Annotated in this window: 14 protein-coding genes; 6 read left to right on the top strand and 8 right to left on the bottom strand. The window is 68.8% G+C overall.

The window, feature by feature from the left end; translation table 11 throughout:
- Window positions 1-315: 315 nt before the first annotated feature.
- From BUQ68_RS17055 to BUQ68_RS17040, 4 genes are all read right to left on the bottom strand, one after another.
- A complete protein-coding gene (locus tag BUQ68_RS17055) occupies window positions 316-1,719 on the bottom strand; it encodes an aldehyde dehydrogenase family protein (protein WP_075217205.1) in 1,404 nt (467 codons plus the stop codon).
- A gap of 12 nt (window positions 1,720-1,731) precedes the next feature.
- Window positions 1,732-2,163: a type II toxin-antitoxin system VapC family toxin gene (locus tag BUQ68_RS17050; protein ID WP_175577834.1), complete on the bottom strand. Its 432-nt coding sequence runs from the start codon at window positions 2,161-2,163 to the stop codon at window positions 1,732-1,734.
- Window positions 2,153-2,617, bottom strand: a complete 465-nt coding sequence (locus tag BUQ68_RS17045) for a DUF7662 domain-containing protein (protein WP_075217228.1) — start codon at window positions 2,615-2,617, stop codon at window positions 2,153-2,155. Before BUQ68_RS17045 ends, BUQ68_RS17050 begins: the two co-directional genes overlap by 11 nt.
- 84 nt (window positions 2,618-2,701) lie before the next feature.
- Complete coding sequence (locus tag BUQ68_RS17040) at window positions 2,702-4,063, bottom strand: glutamine synthetase family protein (RefSeq protein WP_075217203.1); 1,362 nt, start codon at window positions 4,061-4,063, stop codon at window positions 2,702-2,704.
- 462 nt (window positions 4,064-4,525) lie between these two features.
- Here BUQ68_RS17040 and cobU point away from each other — a divergent pair, with 462 nt between their 5' ends.
- From cobU to BUQ68_RS17025, 3 genes are all read left to right on the top strand, one after another.
- Window positions 4,526-5,044 (top strand): bifunctional adenosylcobinamide kinase/adenosylcobinamide-phosphate guanylyltransferase, encoded by a 519-nt coding sequence (gene cobU / locus BUQ68_RS17035; RefSeq protein ID WP_095407356.1) that lies wholly within the window; start codon window positions 4,526-4,528, stop codon window positions 5,042-5,044.
- Entirely contained in the window at window positions 5,041-6,513 is a 1,473-nt protein-coding gene (locus BUQ68_RS17030) for a cobyric acid synthase (protein WP_245293293.1), read from the top strand. Before cobU ends, BUQ68_RS17030 begins: the two co-directional genes overlap by 4 nt.
- Before the next feature lie 169 nt (window positions 6,514-6,682).
- A complete protein-coding gene (locus BUQ68_RS17025; protein WP_075217200.1) occupies window positions 6,683-6,862 on the top strand; it encodes a DUF1328 domain-containing protein in 180 nt (59 codons plus the stop codon).
- A 282-nt stretch (window positions 6,863-7,144) separates the two neighbouring features.
- On the opposite strand, the gene BUQ68_RS17020 is transcribed toward BUQ68_RS17025, so the two are convergent.
- The 3 genes from BUQ68_RS17020 to BUQ68_RS23845 form a co-directional block, all read right to left on the bottom strand.
- A complete protein-coding gene (locus BUQ68_RS17020; protein WP_075217199.1) occupies window positions 7,145-8,773 on the bottom strand; it encodes a sensor histidine kinase in 1,629 nt (542 codons plus the stop codon).
- A 205-nt stretch (window positions 8,774-8,978) separates the two neighbouring features.
- Complete coding sequence (locus BUQ68_RS17015) at window positions 8,979-9,566, bottom strand: sigma-70 family RNA polymerase sigma factor (protein WP_075217198.1); 588 nt, start codon at window positions 9,564-9,566, stop codon at window positions 8,979-8,981.
- Window positions 9,563-9,862 carry a NepR family anti-sigma factor gene (locus tag BUQ68_RS23845; RefSeq protein ID WP_075217197.1) on the bottom strand — a complete coding sequence of 100 codons (300 nt, stop codon included), beginning with the start codon at window positions 9,860-9,862 and terminating at the stop codon, window positions 9,563-9,565. Before BUQ68_RS23845 ends, BUQ68_RS17015 begins: the two co-directional genes overlap by 4 nt.
- 318 nt (window positions 9,863-10,180) lie before the next feature.
- Here BUQ68_RS23845 and BUQ68_RS17005 point away from each other — a divergent pair, with 318 nt between their 5' ends.
- From BUQ68_RS17005 to BUQ68_RS16995, 3 genes are all read left to right on the top strand, one after another.
- Entirely contained in the window at window positions 10,181-10,981 is an 801-nt protein-coding gene (locus BUQ68_RS17005) for a response regulator (protein WP_075217196.1), read from the top strand.
- A gap of 127 nt (window positions 10,982-11,108) precedes the next feature.
- Window positions 11,109-12,125 carry a diacylglycerol/lipid kinase family protein gene (locus tag BUQ68_RS17000; protein ID WP_075217195.1) on the top strand — a complete coding sequence of 339 codons (1,017 nt, stop codon included), beginning with the start codon at window positions 11,109-11,111 and terminating at the stop codon, window positions 12,123-12,125.
- Window positions 12,126-12,201: 76 nt separating this feature from the next.
- Complete coding sequence (locus BUQ68_RS16995; protein WP_075217194.1) at window positions 12,202-13,110, top strand: ROK family protein; 909 nt, start codon at window positions 12,202-12,204, stop codon at window positions 13,108-13,110.
- A gap of 24 nt (window positions 13,111-13,134) precedes the next feature.
- Here BUQ68_RS16995 and BUQ68_RS16990 read toward each other — a convergent pair whose 3' ends face one another.
- On the bottom strand, window positions 13,135-14,010 hold the full coding sequence (locus tag BUQ68_RS16990; RefSeq protein ID WP_075217193.1) for a hypothetical protein: 876 nt from the start codon (window positions 14,008-14,010) through the stop codon (window positions 13,135-13,137).
- Window positions 14,011-14,874 lie beyond the last annotated feature (864 nt).

Below are 14,874 nucleotides of genomic sequence, written 5' to 3'. Positions count from 1 at the left end.
GGGTGGATCTCGGTGATTGGGGGGCTCGGAGCGACGCGGGGGATTCGAAGAACTGACATCTAAACGGTGGGACGGTGGCGGTTCACGAGAGAATTTCGGAATCCCCCCATCGTCATGGGCCGCGAAGGCGAACCAGCCCCGCTTACCGGACGGCGCTGCGTGGTCATGCAGATCGGGGTGGTTCCGACGCGGGAAATGCGTGGGTGGTCCGCCTTCGCGGACCATGACGATCGATGCGGTGGAGCAGATGCGCCTTGAAACCAGCGACGTCGATATCGCTCTCAATGCTCCAGGACACATCCGCTGTCCCGCCTCTCACACCGGTGCCTTGCGCATGTACCAGCTCTTCGGGCGGGTCAGGCCGTGGAAGCCGAGGGGCGAGAGGGCGGCGCCGCGGCCGGTGTCCTTGACGCCGGTCCAGGTAAGGGCCGGGTCGAGATAATCGCAGCGGTTGACGAAGATCGTGCCGGTCTCCACCCGCGTGCCGATGGCTTCGGCGGCGTCGAGGTCCTCGGTCCAGATGGAGGCGGTGAGGCCGTAGCGCGAGTCGTTCATGAGCTGGATCGCCTCGGCGTCGTCGCGCACCTTCATGATGCCGACGGCCGGTCCGAAGGTCTCCTCGGTCATGAAGTCCATCTGGTGGTTCACGTCCGTGAGGATCTGCGGGGCGAGGTAGGGCGTGCCCTCCTGGTCGGCGGCAAAGCTCTTCGGGTCGATGTGGGCCTTGGCGCCGGCGCGGATGGCGCGGGCGATCTGGTCGCGCACGAAGGCGGCCTGGCGCGGGCGGGCGAGCGGGCCGAGGGTGACGGACGGATCGGTCGGATTGCCGAGCACGTAGGTCTTAGCGAAGGTAACCAGGCCTTCGACAAAGTCGTCATAGACGGCCTCGTGCACATAGACCCGCTCCACCCCGCAGCAACACTGGCCGGAGTTGAAGAAGGCGCCGTCGGCGACGTTCTCGATGGCGAACTGAAGCTTGGCGTCCGGGCGGATGTAGGCCGGGTCCTTGCCGCCGAGCTCCAGGTTGAGCGGCAGGAACTTGCCGACCGCCGCCCGTTCCATGGCCTCGCCGCCTGCGACCGAGCCGGTGAAGGCCACCATGTCGACCATCCGGGCGGCGATCACCCGGCCGGACTGCTCGTGCGAGAGGACCACGTGCTGGAAGACGCCTTTCGGCAGGCCGGCGGCGTCGAACGCTTTCTGGAAGCGCTCGGCGACCAGCAACGTCTGGTCGGAATGCTTGAGGACGACCGTATTGCCGGCCATCAGCGCCGGCATCACCGAGTTGACCGTGGTGAGATACGGGTAGTTCCAGGGCGCCAGCACGAAGACGACGCCGAGCGGCTCGCGGGTGATCTTGCGGTGAGCGCCGGAGGTGCCGTTCTCAAGGCCGGAATCAAGGGGCGCGAGGCTCTCCGCGGCGATCGATGCCATATGGCGGGTGCGCTGTTCGACGCCGTTGAGCTCGTATGGCGTGTAGCGGATCGGCCGGCCCATCTGCCACGTCAGCTCTTCGGCGATCTCCTGCCGCATCGCAACAAGAGCCTCCATGGCCTTGATGCAGAACGCGCTTCGCTCCTCGAGCGGCAGCGCGGCCCAGGCCCGCTGGGCGTCGCGAGCGGCGGAGAAGACCGCGGCGATCTCGGTGTCGGACGCGATCGGGCGCTCGGCGTAGAGCGAACCGTCGACGGGGGAGATGACTTTCAGGGTGCTGGACATGGGCGGGACTCGTCAGGAGCGGATGGGCGAACAGGGAATGGCGGCGATATAGCCGGCATCGGCGTAAGCGAGGATTTTGCGGTCGCTGGTCAGAACCGTAAGACCCTCCAGCCGGGCCGTCGCCATCACGATGCGGTCGAACGGATCTCCGTGGGGCGAACCGGGGAGTTGGGTCGAGGCCACCAGGATCTCGGGGGTCAGGTCAATGGTTCTTGTAGCCGGAAGTGTGCTGAGGACCCGATAGGCTGACAGGGCATCGAACCTCAGCGCAAGCCGTCGCCGCGCCTCCAGCATGCCGAACTCCCAGGCAACGACAGGAGACAGAACAACGGAGCGTTGCAGGTCCACGCTCTCGTTCAGGGCGATCGTGCCTTTCCGGGACAAGGTTCGTCCCTCGAGAAGCCAGATCGCCACGCAGGTGTCGACCAAGAGATCAGAGATCACGATACTTCTCTTCCATCCGCTTCTCCCAATAGTCGTCATCGAACAGCGGCTGGGTCAGGTCGTAGCCGGGTTCCACCGAGATCAGTCCCTTGAGGGCACCGAACATCGGGTGCCGGCAGACGATCGGCTCGCCTTCGTCGTCGTCTGTCGGCACGACCTTCGACGGGTCCACGGAGCGAGATGGGGCCGAGGTCTGTCCGAGTGCTGCGGCGGCTTTCCGAAAGACCAGCCGCTCGCTCGTCAGGTCGACGTCTGCGGTCTCGTAGCCGGCCTGCAACCAGGCGTGGGTCATGACGTTGTTGGACGGATTGTTGCTCCAGAATGCGCGGTGACGACGGGACGATCGGGGGAGTGGAAAGCCGAGCAGGGCTTCGATCTCACCGAAAGTCATGGGGAGGACCGAACGCCCGCCGGCTTTCTCCAGATGCTCGCGTAAAGGCCTGTATTTGCTCATCATCGGTCTCCCGACCGCTCGCGTCGAGCCCTATGCCAACAGCAAACACACACAGTCGTCAACTGGGGTGTCTGTGTGTGTTTCTCAATACCGCTCGAAACCGCGCTTCAGCTCCCAGTCGGTGATGCGGCGGTCGTATTCGAACTGCTCCCATTCGGCGGTGTGAACATAGTGGTCGATGACCTCTTCGCCGAAGGCTTTCTTGAGCATTTCCGAGGACTTGAGGGTGGCGATGGCCTCCCGCAGCGTCTTCGGGATCTCGCGGATTCCGGCGCCGTTGTAGGCGTCGCCGACGAAGGCGGGCTCAAGCTCCAGCTCGTTTTCGATGCCGGAAAGGCCGGCGGCGAGCATGGCGGCGTAGGCGAGGTGAGGGTTTATGTCGGCACCGCCCATGCGGCACTCGGCGCGGATCGCCTTGGAGTTCTCCCCCACGACACGGAAGCCGGCGGTGCGATTGTCGCCACTCCAAACCGCCTTTGTAGGGGCGAATGTACCGACTTGAAAGCGCTTGTAGCTGTTGATGTAGGGGGCGAGGAAATAGGTGATCTCGCGGGCGTGGGTGAGGAGGCCGGCGAGGTAGTGGCGCATGAGCTTGGACATGCCGAGCTCTGCATCCTTGTCCAGGAAGAGCGGCCCGTCCTTCGACCAGAGCGACTGGTGCACGTGGCAGGAGGAGCCGGCGAGGTCGTAGGCGTACTTCGACATGAAGGTGACGGCCTTGCCCTGCAGGTGGGCCATCTCCTTGATGCCGGTCTTCATGATCGCGTGCTCGTCCGCCATGGTGAGGGCGTCGGCGTAGCGGACGTTGATCTCCTCCTGGCCGGGTCCCCACTCGCCCTTGGAGTTCTCCACCTTGATGCCGGCCTTGGAGAGCTGGTTGCGGATCTCCCGCATGAAGGGCTCCTCCATCGTGGTCGGCAGGATGCCGTAGTCCGCGATGTTGGGCGTGAAGGTCTTCAGCTGCCGCCAGCCCTTGGCGCCGGCGGACGAATAGGTCTCGTCGAAGAGGTAGAACTCCAGCTCCGAGGCGAAGAAGGCGTTCCAACCCTTCTCCGACAGGCGGGCGAGCTGCCGCTTGAGGAGGCCGCGCGGCGAATGGGGCAGGTCGTGGTGATGGTGGTCCTGCACGTCGCAGAGGACGAGGGCGGTGCCCGGCAGCCAGGGCGTCCGGCGCAAGGTGGAGAGGTCGGGCTTCAGCACGAAGTCGCCGTAGCCCTTCTCCCAGCTCGCCGCCGCGTAGCCCGGAACCGGCTCCATGTCGATGTCCACGGTGAGGAGATAGTTGCAGGCGTGGGTCTCGCTCTCGGCGGTGTCGACGAAATGCTCCCCGTGGAAGCGCTTGCCCATCAGGCGGCCCTGCATGTCCACGAAGGCGACGTTGACCGTGTCGATGGTACCGGCCGCGACCTCGGCCTTGAGGGATTCGAGCGACAGATTGCCGGGCATGGCGGGACGGTTCCTCGATGGTGCGGCGTTGAGCGGGCGAACGGGTGCGCGGCCTCGGGGCGCGAAGCACCGAGGGAATTCAGCATAGGGGGATATCAGCCCGTGGGGTAAGGGGCGTCGGAAGAGCCGGGCAACGGTCCGGACGGGGAGGGGATGCTGGCCGTCATGTGCCGTCGCCTTCTGATTTTTATCCCCTTTTGTAGCCAGCGCCGATCCGCCCGGCAACTGGGACCGGAGGCTGGTCGTGAGGGGCGGCGGGATGGGAGGCTGCGTCTCGGTATGGCTCGCGGCCAAAAAAATACAAAAAAGGCGACCCCTTCCGGCCTTTCAGGCCACCTTCCCCTGAGGGGAAGGATCAGAGCGGCACGCGGCGATCGGCTCTGGCCGGCAAATGGCGCTTGCAGGGGGCGGGCTCCCTGGTCTTGATGGGGCCTTCCGCATCCACAAGGCATTCGCGTGTCCATGACCGCCTTCTATCCCCATCTCGTCCTCGGCGGCGCACGGTCCGGCAAGAGCCGGTTCGCCGAGGCCGCCGTCCGGTCCGCCGGCCACGACCCCTGGGTCTATGTGGCGACGGCGGAGGCGTTCGACGCCGAGATGGAGGCGCGGATCGACCAGCACCGGGCGGACCGGGGCGCGGGCTGGGTGACGGTCGATGCGCCGCACGATCTGGCGGCGGTTCTCGCCGACCTCGGCCGAGGCGACAGTCCGATCCTCGTCGACTGCCTGACGCTCTGGCTTTCCAATCGCCTGCTCGCCGAGGCGGACCTTGCGGCCGAGTGCGCCGACCTGATGGCGGCGATCCGGCAGGTGGCGGTGCCGCTGGTGCTCGTCTCCAACGAGGTCGGCTTCGGCATCGTGCCGGATAACCCGCTCGGGCGGCGGTTTCGCGATGCGCAGGGGCGGCTCAACCAGGATGTGGCGGCGGTCGCCCAGCAAGTGACGCTGGTGGTTGCCGGCCTGCCGGTGGTGGTGAAATGAGCGCGCGGGCGCTGATGATCCAGGGCACCGGGTCGGACGTCGGCAAATCGCTCCTGGTGGCGGGGCTCTGCCGGCTGGCGGTGCGCCGGGGTCTCCGGGTGGTGCCCTTCAAGCCGCAGAACATGTCGAACAACGCGGCGGTGACGGCGGACGGCGGCGAGATCGGCCGGGCCCAGGCGCTGCAGGCGCGGGCGGCGGGCGTTCCCACCACGGTGCACATGAACCCGGTGCTCCTGAAGCCGCAGAGCGAGATCGGCGCCCAGGTGATCGTCCAGGGCCGGCGCGTCGGCACCACCAAGGCGGCGGACTACCAGGTCCTGAAGGCGAGCCTGAAGGCGGCGGTGCTGGAGAGCTTCGCCCGCCTGAAGGCGGACGCGGACCTGGTGATCGTGGAGGGCGCCGGCTCGCCGGCGGAGGTGAATCTGAGGGCCACCGATATCGCCAACATGGGCTTTGCCCGCGCCGCCGACGTCCCGGTGGTGCTCGTCGGCGACATCGACCGAGGCGGCGTCATCGCCAGCCTGGTCGGCACCAAGGCGGTGATCGACCCGGCGGACGCGGCCATGATCGAGGGCTTCATCGTCAACCGCTTCCGCGGCGATCCGCGCCTCTTCGACGAGGGCATGCGCTTCATCGAGGCCGCCACCGGCTGGCCGGCGCTCGGGCTGGTGCCGCATCTGTCGGCGGCGGCATCCCTGCCGGCGGAGGACGCGGTGGCGCTCGACCGGATGGGACGGGCCGGGGGCGGCGCGGTGACCGTCGCGGTGCCGGTGACGCCGCGCATCTCCAACTTCGACGATTTCGACGCCCTGCGCATGGAGCCGTCGGTCAGCCTCGTCTTTGTGCGGCGGGGCGCGCCGATCCCGGTGGCGGACCTCGTGGTGCTGCCGGGCTCCAAGGCGACGATCGCGGACCTTGCCGCCTTCCGCGAGGCTGGCTGGGACATCGACCTTGCGGCGCATGTTCGCCGGGGCGGGCGGGTGCTCGGGGTGTGCGGCGGCTACCAGATGCTCGGCCGTTCGATCGCCGATCCGGAGGGCATCGAGGGCCCGCCTGGCACGGTGCCGGGGCTCGGCCTTCTCGACGTGGAGACGGTGCTGACGCCGGTGAAGGCGCTGACCCGTGTGGGTGGCCGCAGCCTTTCGGACGGCGTGCCGCTGACCGGCTACGAAATGCACGTGGGCAAGACGGTCGGACCGGACGCGGGGCGACCGTTCGCCGAGATCGCGGATACGGCCGGCGATACCGGCGCGCGGCCGGACGGCGCGGTGTCTGCGGACGGCGCGGTGGTCGGGACCTATCTCCACGGGCTGTTCGCCGGAGACGACCAGCGGGCGGCCTGGCTCGGCCGGCTCGGGACGGCCTCGGGGCTTTCCTACGAAAGCGCCGTGGAGGCGGCGATCGACGCGGTGGCGGACGGCCTGGAGGCGCATCTGGCCGTCGACCGGCTGTTCGCCATCGCCCGGTGAGCGCGCCGAACGGCTTGCCGAAGTAACCATCGTCGACCGAATGAGTCGACCAACCGATGAAAATCGCCGGTTTGGTCGGAACCGGACCGTATCGGCCTCCGTTGATCCAGCATCAGATCATCGACATGCCATGTTGTCGATGACCGAAATCTCTGACGGAGGGCTGACAATGCTGGGCTGGGCACTCACTTTTCTGATCATTGCGCTGATCGCGGCGGCGCTCGGATTCGGCGGCATCGCCGGAACGGCCGTCGGCATCGCCAAGCTGATCTTCTTCGTGGCGATCGTGCTGTTCGTCGTGTCGCTCATCTACGGACTGGTGTCGGGCCGCCGTCCGCCCGCCGTCTGACCCCCGCGGGTGTGTCGGCCGACCGGCCGGCACACCTTCGGGACACGTCATGACGCCAGCGGTCGCGCGCCTTACCCCTCCCTGAAGGCCGCGCGGCCGTCTCCCTGGACCCTAACGCCTTGAGGCCGGCCGGAGCGATCCGCGCCGGCTTTCTTCTGTCCGGGCGGGGCGCAAGCGGGTTGCGAGCCGGTGGTCGGGGCTGGGTGCGGGCACGCCTGGGCCGGTCGACCGCTGTCCGGGCTGGGCCGACCGCGTCGCGTCCATCCCGAAGGTCAGAGGCGATCAGGGCTCCAGCGTCACGTCGATGCGATGGCCCTCGCGGCGCACGTCGGCGCCGAGCTGCGCCGCGTAGGCGCGCGCAAGCCGTTCGGAGAGGGGGCGGGTTACCGTCACGTCGTCGTGGCCGGTGACGATGGACGCGCAGAAGCGGGTGCGGGTTTCGTCGAGCCAGGCTACCGAAATGCGGACGGTGTCGTCGCTGGTGTGCGCGCGGTCGAACACCGGCACCAAGAGCTCGGTCATCAGGAGCGCGAAGGGGATCGCCCGGTCGAGATGCAGCGCCATGCCCTCGCCCATCTCCTCCATGGTGACGGACCGGCCGGTGAGATCGGCGCTTTCGCGCAGCCGCTCGACCAGATCCACCATCAGGGAGGCGATCGGCACCTGGCCGGTCTCGCCGTCCGCATAGGACGCCCGATAGGCGGCGGCGAGGGCCTGCACCCGGTCGTGCGCCTCCCGGATCGCCACCTCGGTGGCCGCGTCGGCCTCGCGCCGCTGCAGGGTCAGCAGGCTGGCGATCATCTGGAAATTGTTCTTCACCCGGTGGTGAAGCTCGCGGACGAAGTGGTTCTTCTCCGCGAGCGCCCGTTCCAGGTCGGCCGAGCGCACCTCGATGCGGGCCGCCATGGTGTCGAAGCTTTCGCCGAACTGGCGGAATTCCTCCGGGGCGTTGTGGAGCGCGCCGACCCGTTCCGACAGGGCGCCCTCGCCGTAGTGGCGGGTGACACGGCCGAGGCGGCGGACCCAGCGGTTCACCAGCCGGTCGACGCCGAACCACGCGATCGCGACGGCGGCGACCAGGAAGAGGAAGGGTAGGCCGGCCACGAGGGCGATGCGGACCGGCAGCGGCGGCGTGATGGCGCTGACGTCGCTGGTGACGGCGACCCGCACGTTGGTCTCGGCGACGCGGGCGATGGCCACATAGCCGGCGCCGGGCGCGTTCACCTGCACCACCGGCAGGCCGCCCGCGCTGACATTGTTGACGGCGGCGACCACGGCGGAGATTTCCGCCGTCTCCACCACGCCCTCCGGGTCGGCGATGACGCCGCCGGCCTCGGTGAGGAGGAAGACGCGGCTGCGGCCGAGGCCGGCGACGGAGGTGGCGATCCGCTGCCAGATCGGATCGAGCGCCACATGGATGAGGGCGATCGGACCGGGGCCGGCCGGCCGGGTGCGGACGATGCGGATCGACGGCCGGTCGCCGGCGCCGATGGCCATCACGGCGTCGGGGCGAGGGGCCAGGGAGAGCACGGTACCGGTGACCGGCTGAAGGCCGGTGCCGGTGCGCACGAGGCCGCACACCCGCTCGCCGCCGGACAGGATGGAGGCGTCGGCGATCTTGTCGACAAGGTCCATGAGGCGGGTGAGGGCGGTGCGGCAGCGGTTCGGATCGGTGGCGACGCCGTCGATGGCGAGCGTGATGTCGGTCGCCCGGGCGGCGCCTTCGCTGACGGCCTCCACGAGGCCGGCGACCACGCGGGCGGTCTCGTAGCGGGCCCGCATCTCCGCCTCGCGCGCGGTCTCGCCCGCCGTCCAGGCATAGACGGCGCCGAGCGTGGCCAGCGGCAGCACGGCCGCGACCAGAAGCAGGCCGATGCGCACGCCGAGGGGAAGCCCGCCGGTCACGGCCACACCAGGTTCCGTTGGACCTCTACGCTCACGTTCCAGCCTACTCCATGACGTTGGCCGGCTTCAGCCCATCGGGTGTCCAGGATCGCCGCCGGGGGAGGCCGACCGACGCGAGACCGGACGGGGCCGCGCGGCGGGCCAAGGGGGCATGGTTCGTTGCCGACCGGGACGTTCAGAACCTTCCCGTCCAAGACGTTCGGGGAGGGTGTCAGGTTCCGGACCGGATCGCCACAACGGGATCGCCCATCACCGCCTGGGTGGCGTCGTCCGGGCCGAACGCCTCGGCCGACGTGATGGACATGATCTCCACGAGCTTGTTGCGCGCCCGGTTGACCCGGCTCTTGACCGTGCCGACGGCGCAGCCGCAGATCTCGGCCGCCTCCTCGTAGGAGAAGCCGCTGGCGCCGATCAGGATCAGCGCCTCGCGCTGGTCGTCCGGCAGCCGCGACAGGGCGGCGCGGAAGTCGGCGAGGTCCATGTGGCCGTTCTGGCTCGGGTGGGTGGCGAGGCGGGCGGCGTGCTCGCCTTCCACGTCCTGCACCTCGCGGCGCTGCTTGCGGTGGTTGGAGTAGAAGGTGTTGCGCAGGATGGTGAAGAGCCAAGCGCGCATGTTGGTGCCGGGCGTGAAGCTGTCGAGGTTCGACCACGCCTTCACCAGGGTTTCCTGTACCAGGTCGTCCGCGCGATCGCTGTCCGCGGTCAGGGAGACCGCGAAGGCGCGCAGTGGCGGAATCGCGGCGAGCAGCTCGTCGCGGAGGCCGCGCCTGGTCTCCTTGCCCGTATCGCTTCCGCTCATGACTGGATGTCCGATCCCACCGTTCGCATCGGCGCTGCCGCGCTGTCGGTGCCGTCCGCCGTGTCCGCCGGATCGATGGCCGTGAGGTCGGGCTTGGCCTCCGCGTCGTCGAGCCGGTCGAGAAGCTGGGCGAAGCGGTCCGGGATGGGCTCCGACAGGACGCTGTCGTAGAAGGCCTTCAGGCGAAGGCCGATGTGGGCCTGGAGGTCCGGAGACATCGGGCGCGTGTCTCTGTCCGGCTGTTCCGCATTCAGGGCCCGTTCCGGCAGGTCCTTGTTCGTGTTGTCGCGGGTCAAGAGAGTGTCCTTCGCGGTGTTCTCGTCACGGCGGGAGTATGAACCGCTCGTCGTTGTTTTCGAACTCGGAACCGTCAACGTGCGGGACGGTTCCTGGTTCCAGGGCGAAAGGCCGGATCGCGAAAAATAGCTTCAGCTTGACCGTCCAGGGTGGAACCGCATGCAGAGACGTGCGTTGATGCAGCAGCCGGAACCGCGTTTTCGCGTCGTCCGGGTGCCTGCGGGTGGGGCGGCGGGCGACCTTGTCGCGATCAGGCGCTTCCCTCGTTTTCAGGTCGACAGATCATAACGTCGTAAAGACGAGGAGCCGCAGATAGCATGTCGCTGTCCGAGACCATCGCGCCGCACCTTCCCTACCTTCGCCGGTATGCCCGAGCCCTGAACGGAACCCAGACCAGCGGTGACGCCTATGTCGTCGCGGTGCTGGAGGCGCTCGTCGCTTCGCCGGATTCGTTCGATCGCAGTCTGCCGGGCCGGGTGGCGCTCTATCGCGTCTTCTCCCAGATCTGGAACTCGGTCGCCGTCAATGGCGAGGATCCCCACGAACAGCCCGGCACCGGGCTCCGTGCCGTCGAGGCGCTGACGCCCCGGCCGCGACAGGCCTTTCTGCTGACCACCGTGGAGGGCTTCTCCACGTCGGAAGCCGCCCTGGTGCTTGCCGTCGAGGAAACCGAATTGACGCAACTCATCGATACGGCCGGTCGCGAGATCGCCGGCCAGGTCGCCACGGACGTGCTCATCATCGAGGACGAGCCGATCATCGCCATGGACCTCGAGATGCTGGTGGAGAGCCTCGGCCACACGGTCGTCGGCAACGCCCGCACCCACAAGGAAGCGGTGGAGATGGCCCAGTCGAAGCGTCCGGGCCTCATCCTCGCGGACATCCAGTTGGCGGACGGATCGTCCGGCCTCGATGCGGTGAACGAGATCCTGCCGGGGCTGTCCGTGCCGGTGGTGTTCATCACCGCCTATCCGGAGCGCCTCCTGACCGGCGAGCGGCCGGAGCCGGCCTTCCTCATCACCAAGCCGTTCCGCCAGGACATGGTGAAGGCGGTGGTCAGCCAGGCGCTGTTCTTCCGCGACAGCGCCGGCGACATGCGGCGCGCCACCTACGCCTGACCCTCGATCAGGCGCTCCGCCGAACGCGCGGGGCGCCACTTCGACATCAGATGTCGGATCCCTCGTCGGGCGGACGGCGGGGGACCGTCGACGTGGGCAGATCGCCGGCCCGAGGGAGCCGAACCGCATGACCAGTCTGGACGAGGCGGGTGTGGACGAGGCTCCGGGCCGGGCTTCCGGCGGGCCGGCGGGCCGGGTCGTGGTGGTGATCAACGCCAAGGCGGGGGCCGCGCGGGCCTCCGACCGGGCCGACCTGGTGGCGCGGATCCGGGACGCGGTGGCGGCCGTCGGCACCCTCGTCGACATCCAGTTCGTGGAGCCGAAGGCCTGGACGCGGACCCTCACGGGCTTTGCGGAACGGCCGGATGTGGACACGGTGATCGTCGGCGGCGGCGACGGGTCGGTGTCGAGCGCCGGGCAGGTGTTCGTCGGCACTGGCAAGGCGATGGGCGTGATCCCGCTCGGCACCTTCAACCTGTTCGCCCGCTCGCTCGCCATCCCGATCGGCCTCGACGAGACGCTGGCGGCGCTCGCCGGCTGCGTGGTGCGGCCGGTGGACGTGGGCGTGCTCGTCGACGAAACGGACCGGCGCTGGGTCTTCCTCCACCATGTGAGTCTTGGTTTCCACCCGCAGTTCATCGAGGTGCGGGAGGCGATGCCCTATGGATCCAGGATCGGCAAGATGCTGGCATCGCTGCGCGTGTGGCTGCGCACCGTGCGCTCCCTGAAGCAGATGTCGCTGGCCTTTTCCGGCGACTTCGAAAAGCCGCGCGCCCGCTACTACCAGGCGGCGGTGACGGTGGGTTCGTTCCGCGAGGGCTTCGGCGACTTTCCGCACGCGGAGGACCTGACCCAGGGCGACCTCGACCTGGTGCTGCTACCCGCCCGTGGGCGCATGGACTTCGTGATGGCGGCGCTGATGGCCGCGCTCGGCCGCTGGCGCTCCAACTCCCGGTTGGACGTGACGGCGGTCCGGCGGGTGACGATCGCCAGCCGGCGGCCGAACCTGCGCATCTCCATCGACGGCGAACTGCGCCGCCTGCCGCCGCCCTTCCGCCTGTCCGTCGACCCCAAGGCGCTGATCGTGCTGATGCCGCCGAAGCCGGAGGCGCGCGAAGGCGAGCCGGCGGCGACGGCGATCTGACGAACCTCGACGCCCGCCCGCCATGACAGGGCGAGTGCGCTCTGCTACCTCTCGGCCGAACCGGGAGGAGGCGCGGATGCTGATCGGGATCGACTGGGGCGGCACCAAGATGGAGGTCATCGGCCTTGCGGCCGACGGGACCGAAAAGGTCCGCCACCGCATGCCGACCCCGCGCGAGGACTACGAAGGCTCGATCCGGGCGGTGGTGGAGCTGGTGGCCGTCGCCGAGACGCACGCCGGCGAGACCGGGACGGTCGGAATCGGCCTGCCGGGCAGCCCCAATCCGAAGACCGGCCTGGTGCGGAACGCCAACTCCTGGTGGCTGAACGGCAAGCCGCTGGCCCGCGACCTGGAGGCCGCCCTCGGCCGGCCGGTGCGCCTTGCCAACGACGCGAACTGCTTCGCCGTCTCCGAGGCGGTGGACGGGGCGGGGGCCGGCGCGCGGGTGGTGCAGGGCATCATCCTCGGCACCGGACACGGCTCCGGCATCGCCATCGACGGCCGCACGCACACGGGATTCCAGGGGCTTGGCGGCGAAATCGGCCACTATACGCTGCCCTGGCCGAAGCCGGACGAACTGCCCGGCCCCAAGTGCTGGTGCGGCCGGCACGGGTGCCTGGACATGTACTGCTCCGGCACGGGCTTCCAGGACGAATACCACCGGCGCACTGGCGAACGGCCGACGGGCGCCGAGATCATCGCCCGGATGCGGGGCGGCGACCCGGTGGCGCGTGCAACCTATGAGGTGTACGCGGACCGGCTGGCGCGGTCGCTGGCGCTCCTCATCGACATCCTCGATCCGGACGTGCTGGTGCTCGGCGGCGGCATGTCCAACGTGGACGAACTCTACGCGGACCTGCCGGGGCTCGTGGTGCCCTACGTGTTCTCCGACAGCGTCGAGACGCCGATCCGCAAGGCGCTGCATGGCGACAGCTCCGGGGTGCGCGGGGCGGCGTGGCTGTGGAAGGACGCGGGTGGGATCTAGGCCGGGCAGCGGTCGCCGGCGGGGTCAGTCGGTGTAGCCGAGGATCTTGTAGGCGTCGTAGCGGGTCATGCGCCGACCGTCGCCGACGTCGACCACGCGGGTGGACTCGGTGAGGTGGAGCACGTTGATGATCCGCTCCGGCGATGCCGGATCGCGGAAGCTGCCGTCGTCGAGGGCGAGCGGCTGGGCGAGGGAGACGATCCAGTTCATGGTGCCGGGCGCCCGGATGTAGCGGCCGACCTCCAGGAGCGAGACGTTGAGCGCGTCCTGGTCCGCCCAGTGATCGTAGCCGCGCCGGAGCGCCGCCTCGAAGTGGCGCCGGTAAGTGGGCCAGATCGGGCTGTCGGCGCGCGCCCCGTAGAGGCCCCCGTTGAAGGGCGCGAAATAGCGCGCAAGCTCCATCAGGTCGCCGGACCAGACCCGGCTCATGCGGGCGATCTTGGCCTCGTGCCAGAGCCGCGCCTTGTGGGCGCTGTGCACCACCGTGTAGGCGGGCTCGATCTCCTGGCACATGACGAGGGCGGCGTCCGGATTGAGCGCGCCGGACAGCCAGAACAGAAGGCCCTCCGCCCGCACGAAGCGGATGTCCGCGTCCACCCAGAGATAGGCGTCGAAGCCGGGGAAGAGGTCGGGCAGGTAGGGCCGGCAGGTCGCCGAATAGCCGTGCCGGGGCTGGTTGTCGTAGGTCGGCAGCCGGTCGAGATCGGTGAAGACGCGGACACCGTCGGCTTCAAGGGTTTCGAGCGCGCTCGGGTCGAGGTCGATGGCGACGAGGGCGAGCGTGACCTCCACGTCGCCGATGCGATCCGCGAACCGGCGGATCGACGCCATGGCGCGCACCGCCTGCTCGAGGAAGGGCGCGTTGCAGGCAAGGACTGCGCAGACCTTCTGGACCGGCATGGGGGCCTTTCGAGGGGGCGATTCCGGAGGAGTGTAGCGCGTGGGGTTGGGGGCGGGGAGGGGCATGGGGAGGGAAAGCGGAATGGGTGGGGTGGCGGTAACTGCCGTCCGCCCCCGATGATGGGGGAGGAGGGAAGGGGGGGGTGGAGCGCGTTCGGGAGGGGACGGGAGCGCGCGGGGGGCACAAGTTTGGGCCTGGTCTTTGGGGCTCGACACTATTCCAATGGCGTCACCCCGGCGAAAGCCGGGGCCCAACCGTCGGTGGGAGGATTGCACCGGCGCGTGTGGCGGGGGCGTCGGCTGGATCCCGACTTTCGTCGGGATGACGGTCAATGGGGGTGGCGAGGTGCGCGACGGCGGCTGAGGGTTGCCGTCACTGCCGTCCCCCCGCGATCGTCGTGGTCCGGTTCATCCGGACCAGCCACGCATGTCGTACGGAGCGGGTGGGCAATGCGTGGGTGGTCCGCCTGCGCGGCCCATGACGATCGGGGAGGGGGCGGGGAAGTGGAGGGCGCTTCGACGAGGGGAGCTCCTCGTCATCGACCGACCTCTGCGATCGTCGTGGTCCGGTTCATCCGGACCAGCCACGCATGTCGCTGGGGGCGGGTGGGGAAATGCGTGGGTGGTCCGCCGGCGCTGACCAGGATGGTCGAGGCGCCCTGAGCCTCCGCGGTGCGTGCCGCTTTTTTGCGCAGCGACGGTGCGGGCATTGCGTCCCGGTGGGAAGGGCGTATCGTCGGGGGGCTGGGAAGAGCGTCGCGGGTGGGCGCTCGTGTGCGGCTTGCATGGCAGCAAGGTCTTGCTGCAATGCGAAAAGTGGAAAAGTCGTCATGACGGGGTTGACGGCGTCCAAATTCCAGCATT

Origin of the sequence: Mongoliimonas terrestris, from assembly GCF_001927285.1 — a bacterium.
In the GTDB taxonomy this organism is placed as follows: Bacteria; Pseudomonadota; Alphaproteobacteria; order Rhizobiales; family Pleomorphomonadaceae; genus Chthonobacter; species Chthonobacter terrestris.
This window is presented reverse-complemented; position numbering and strand designations above follow the sequence as displayed.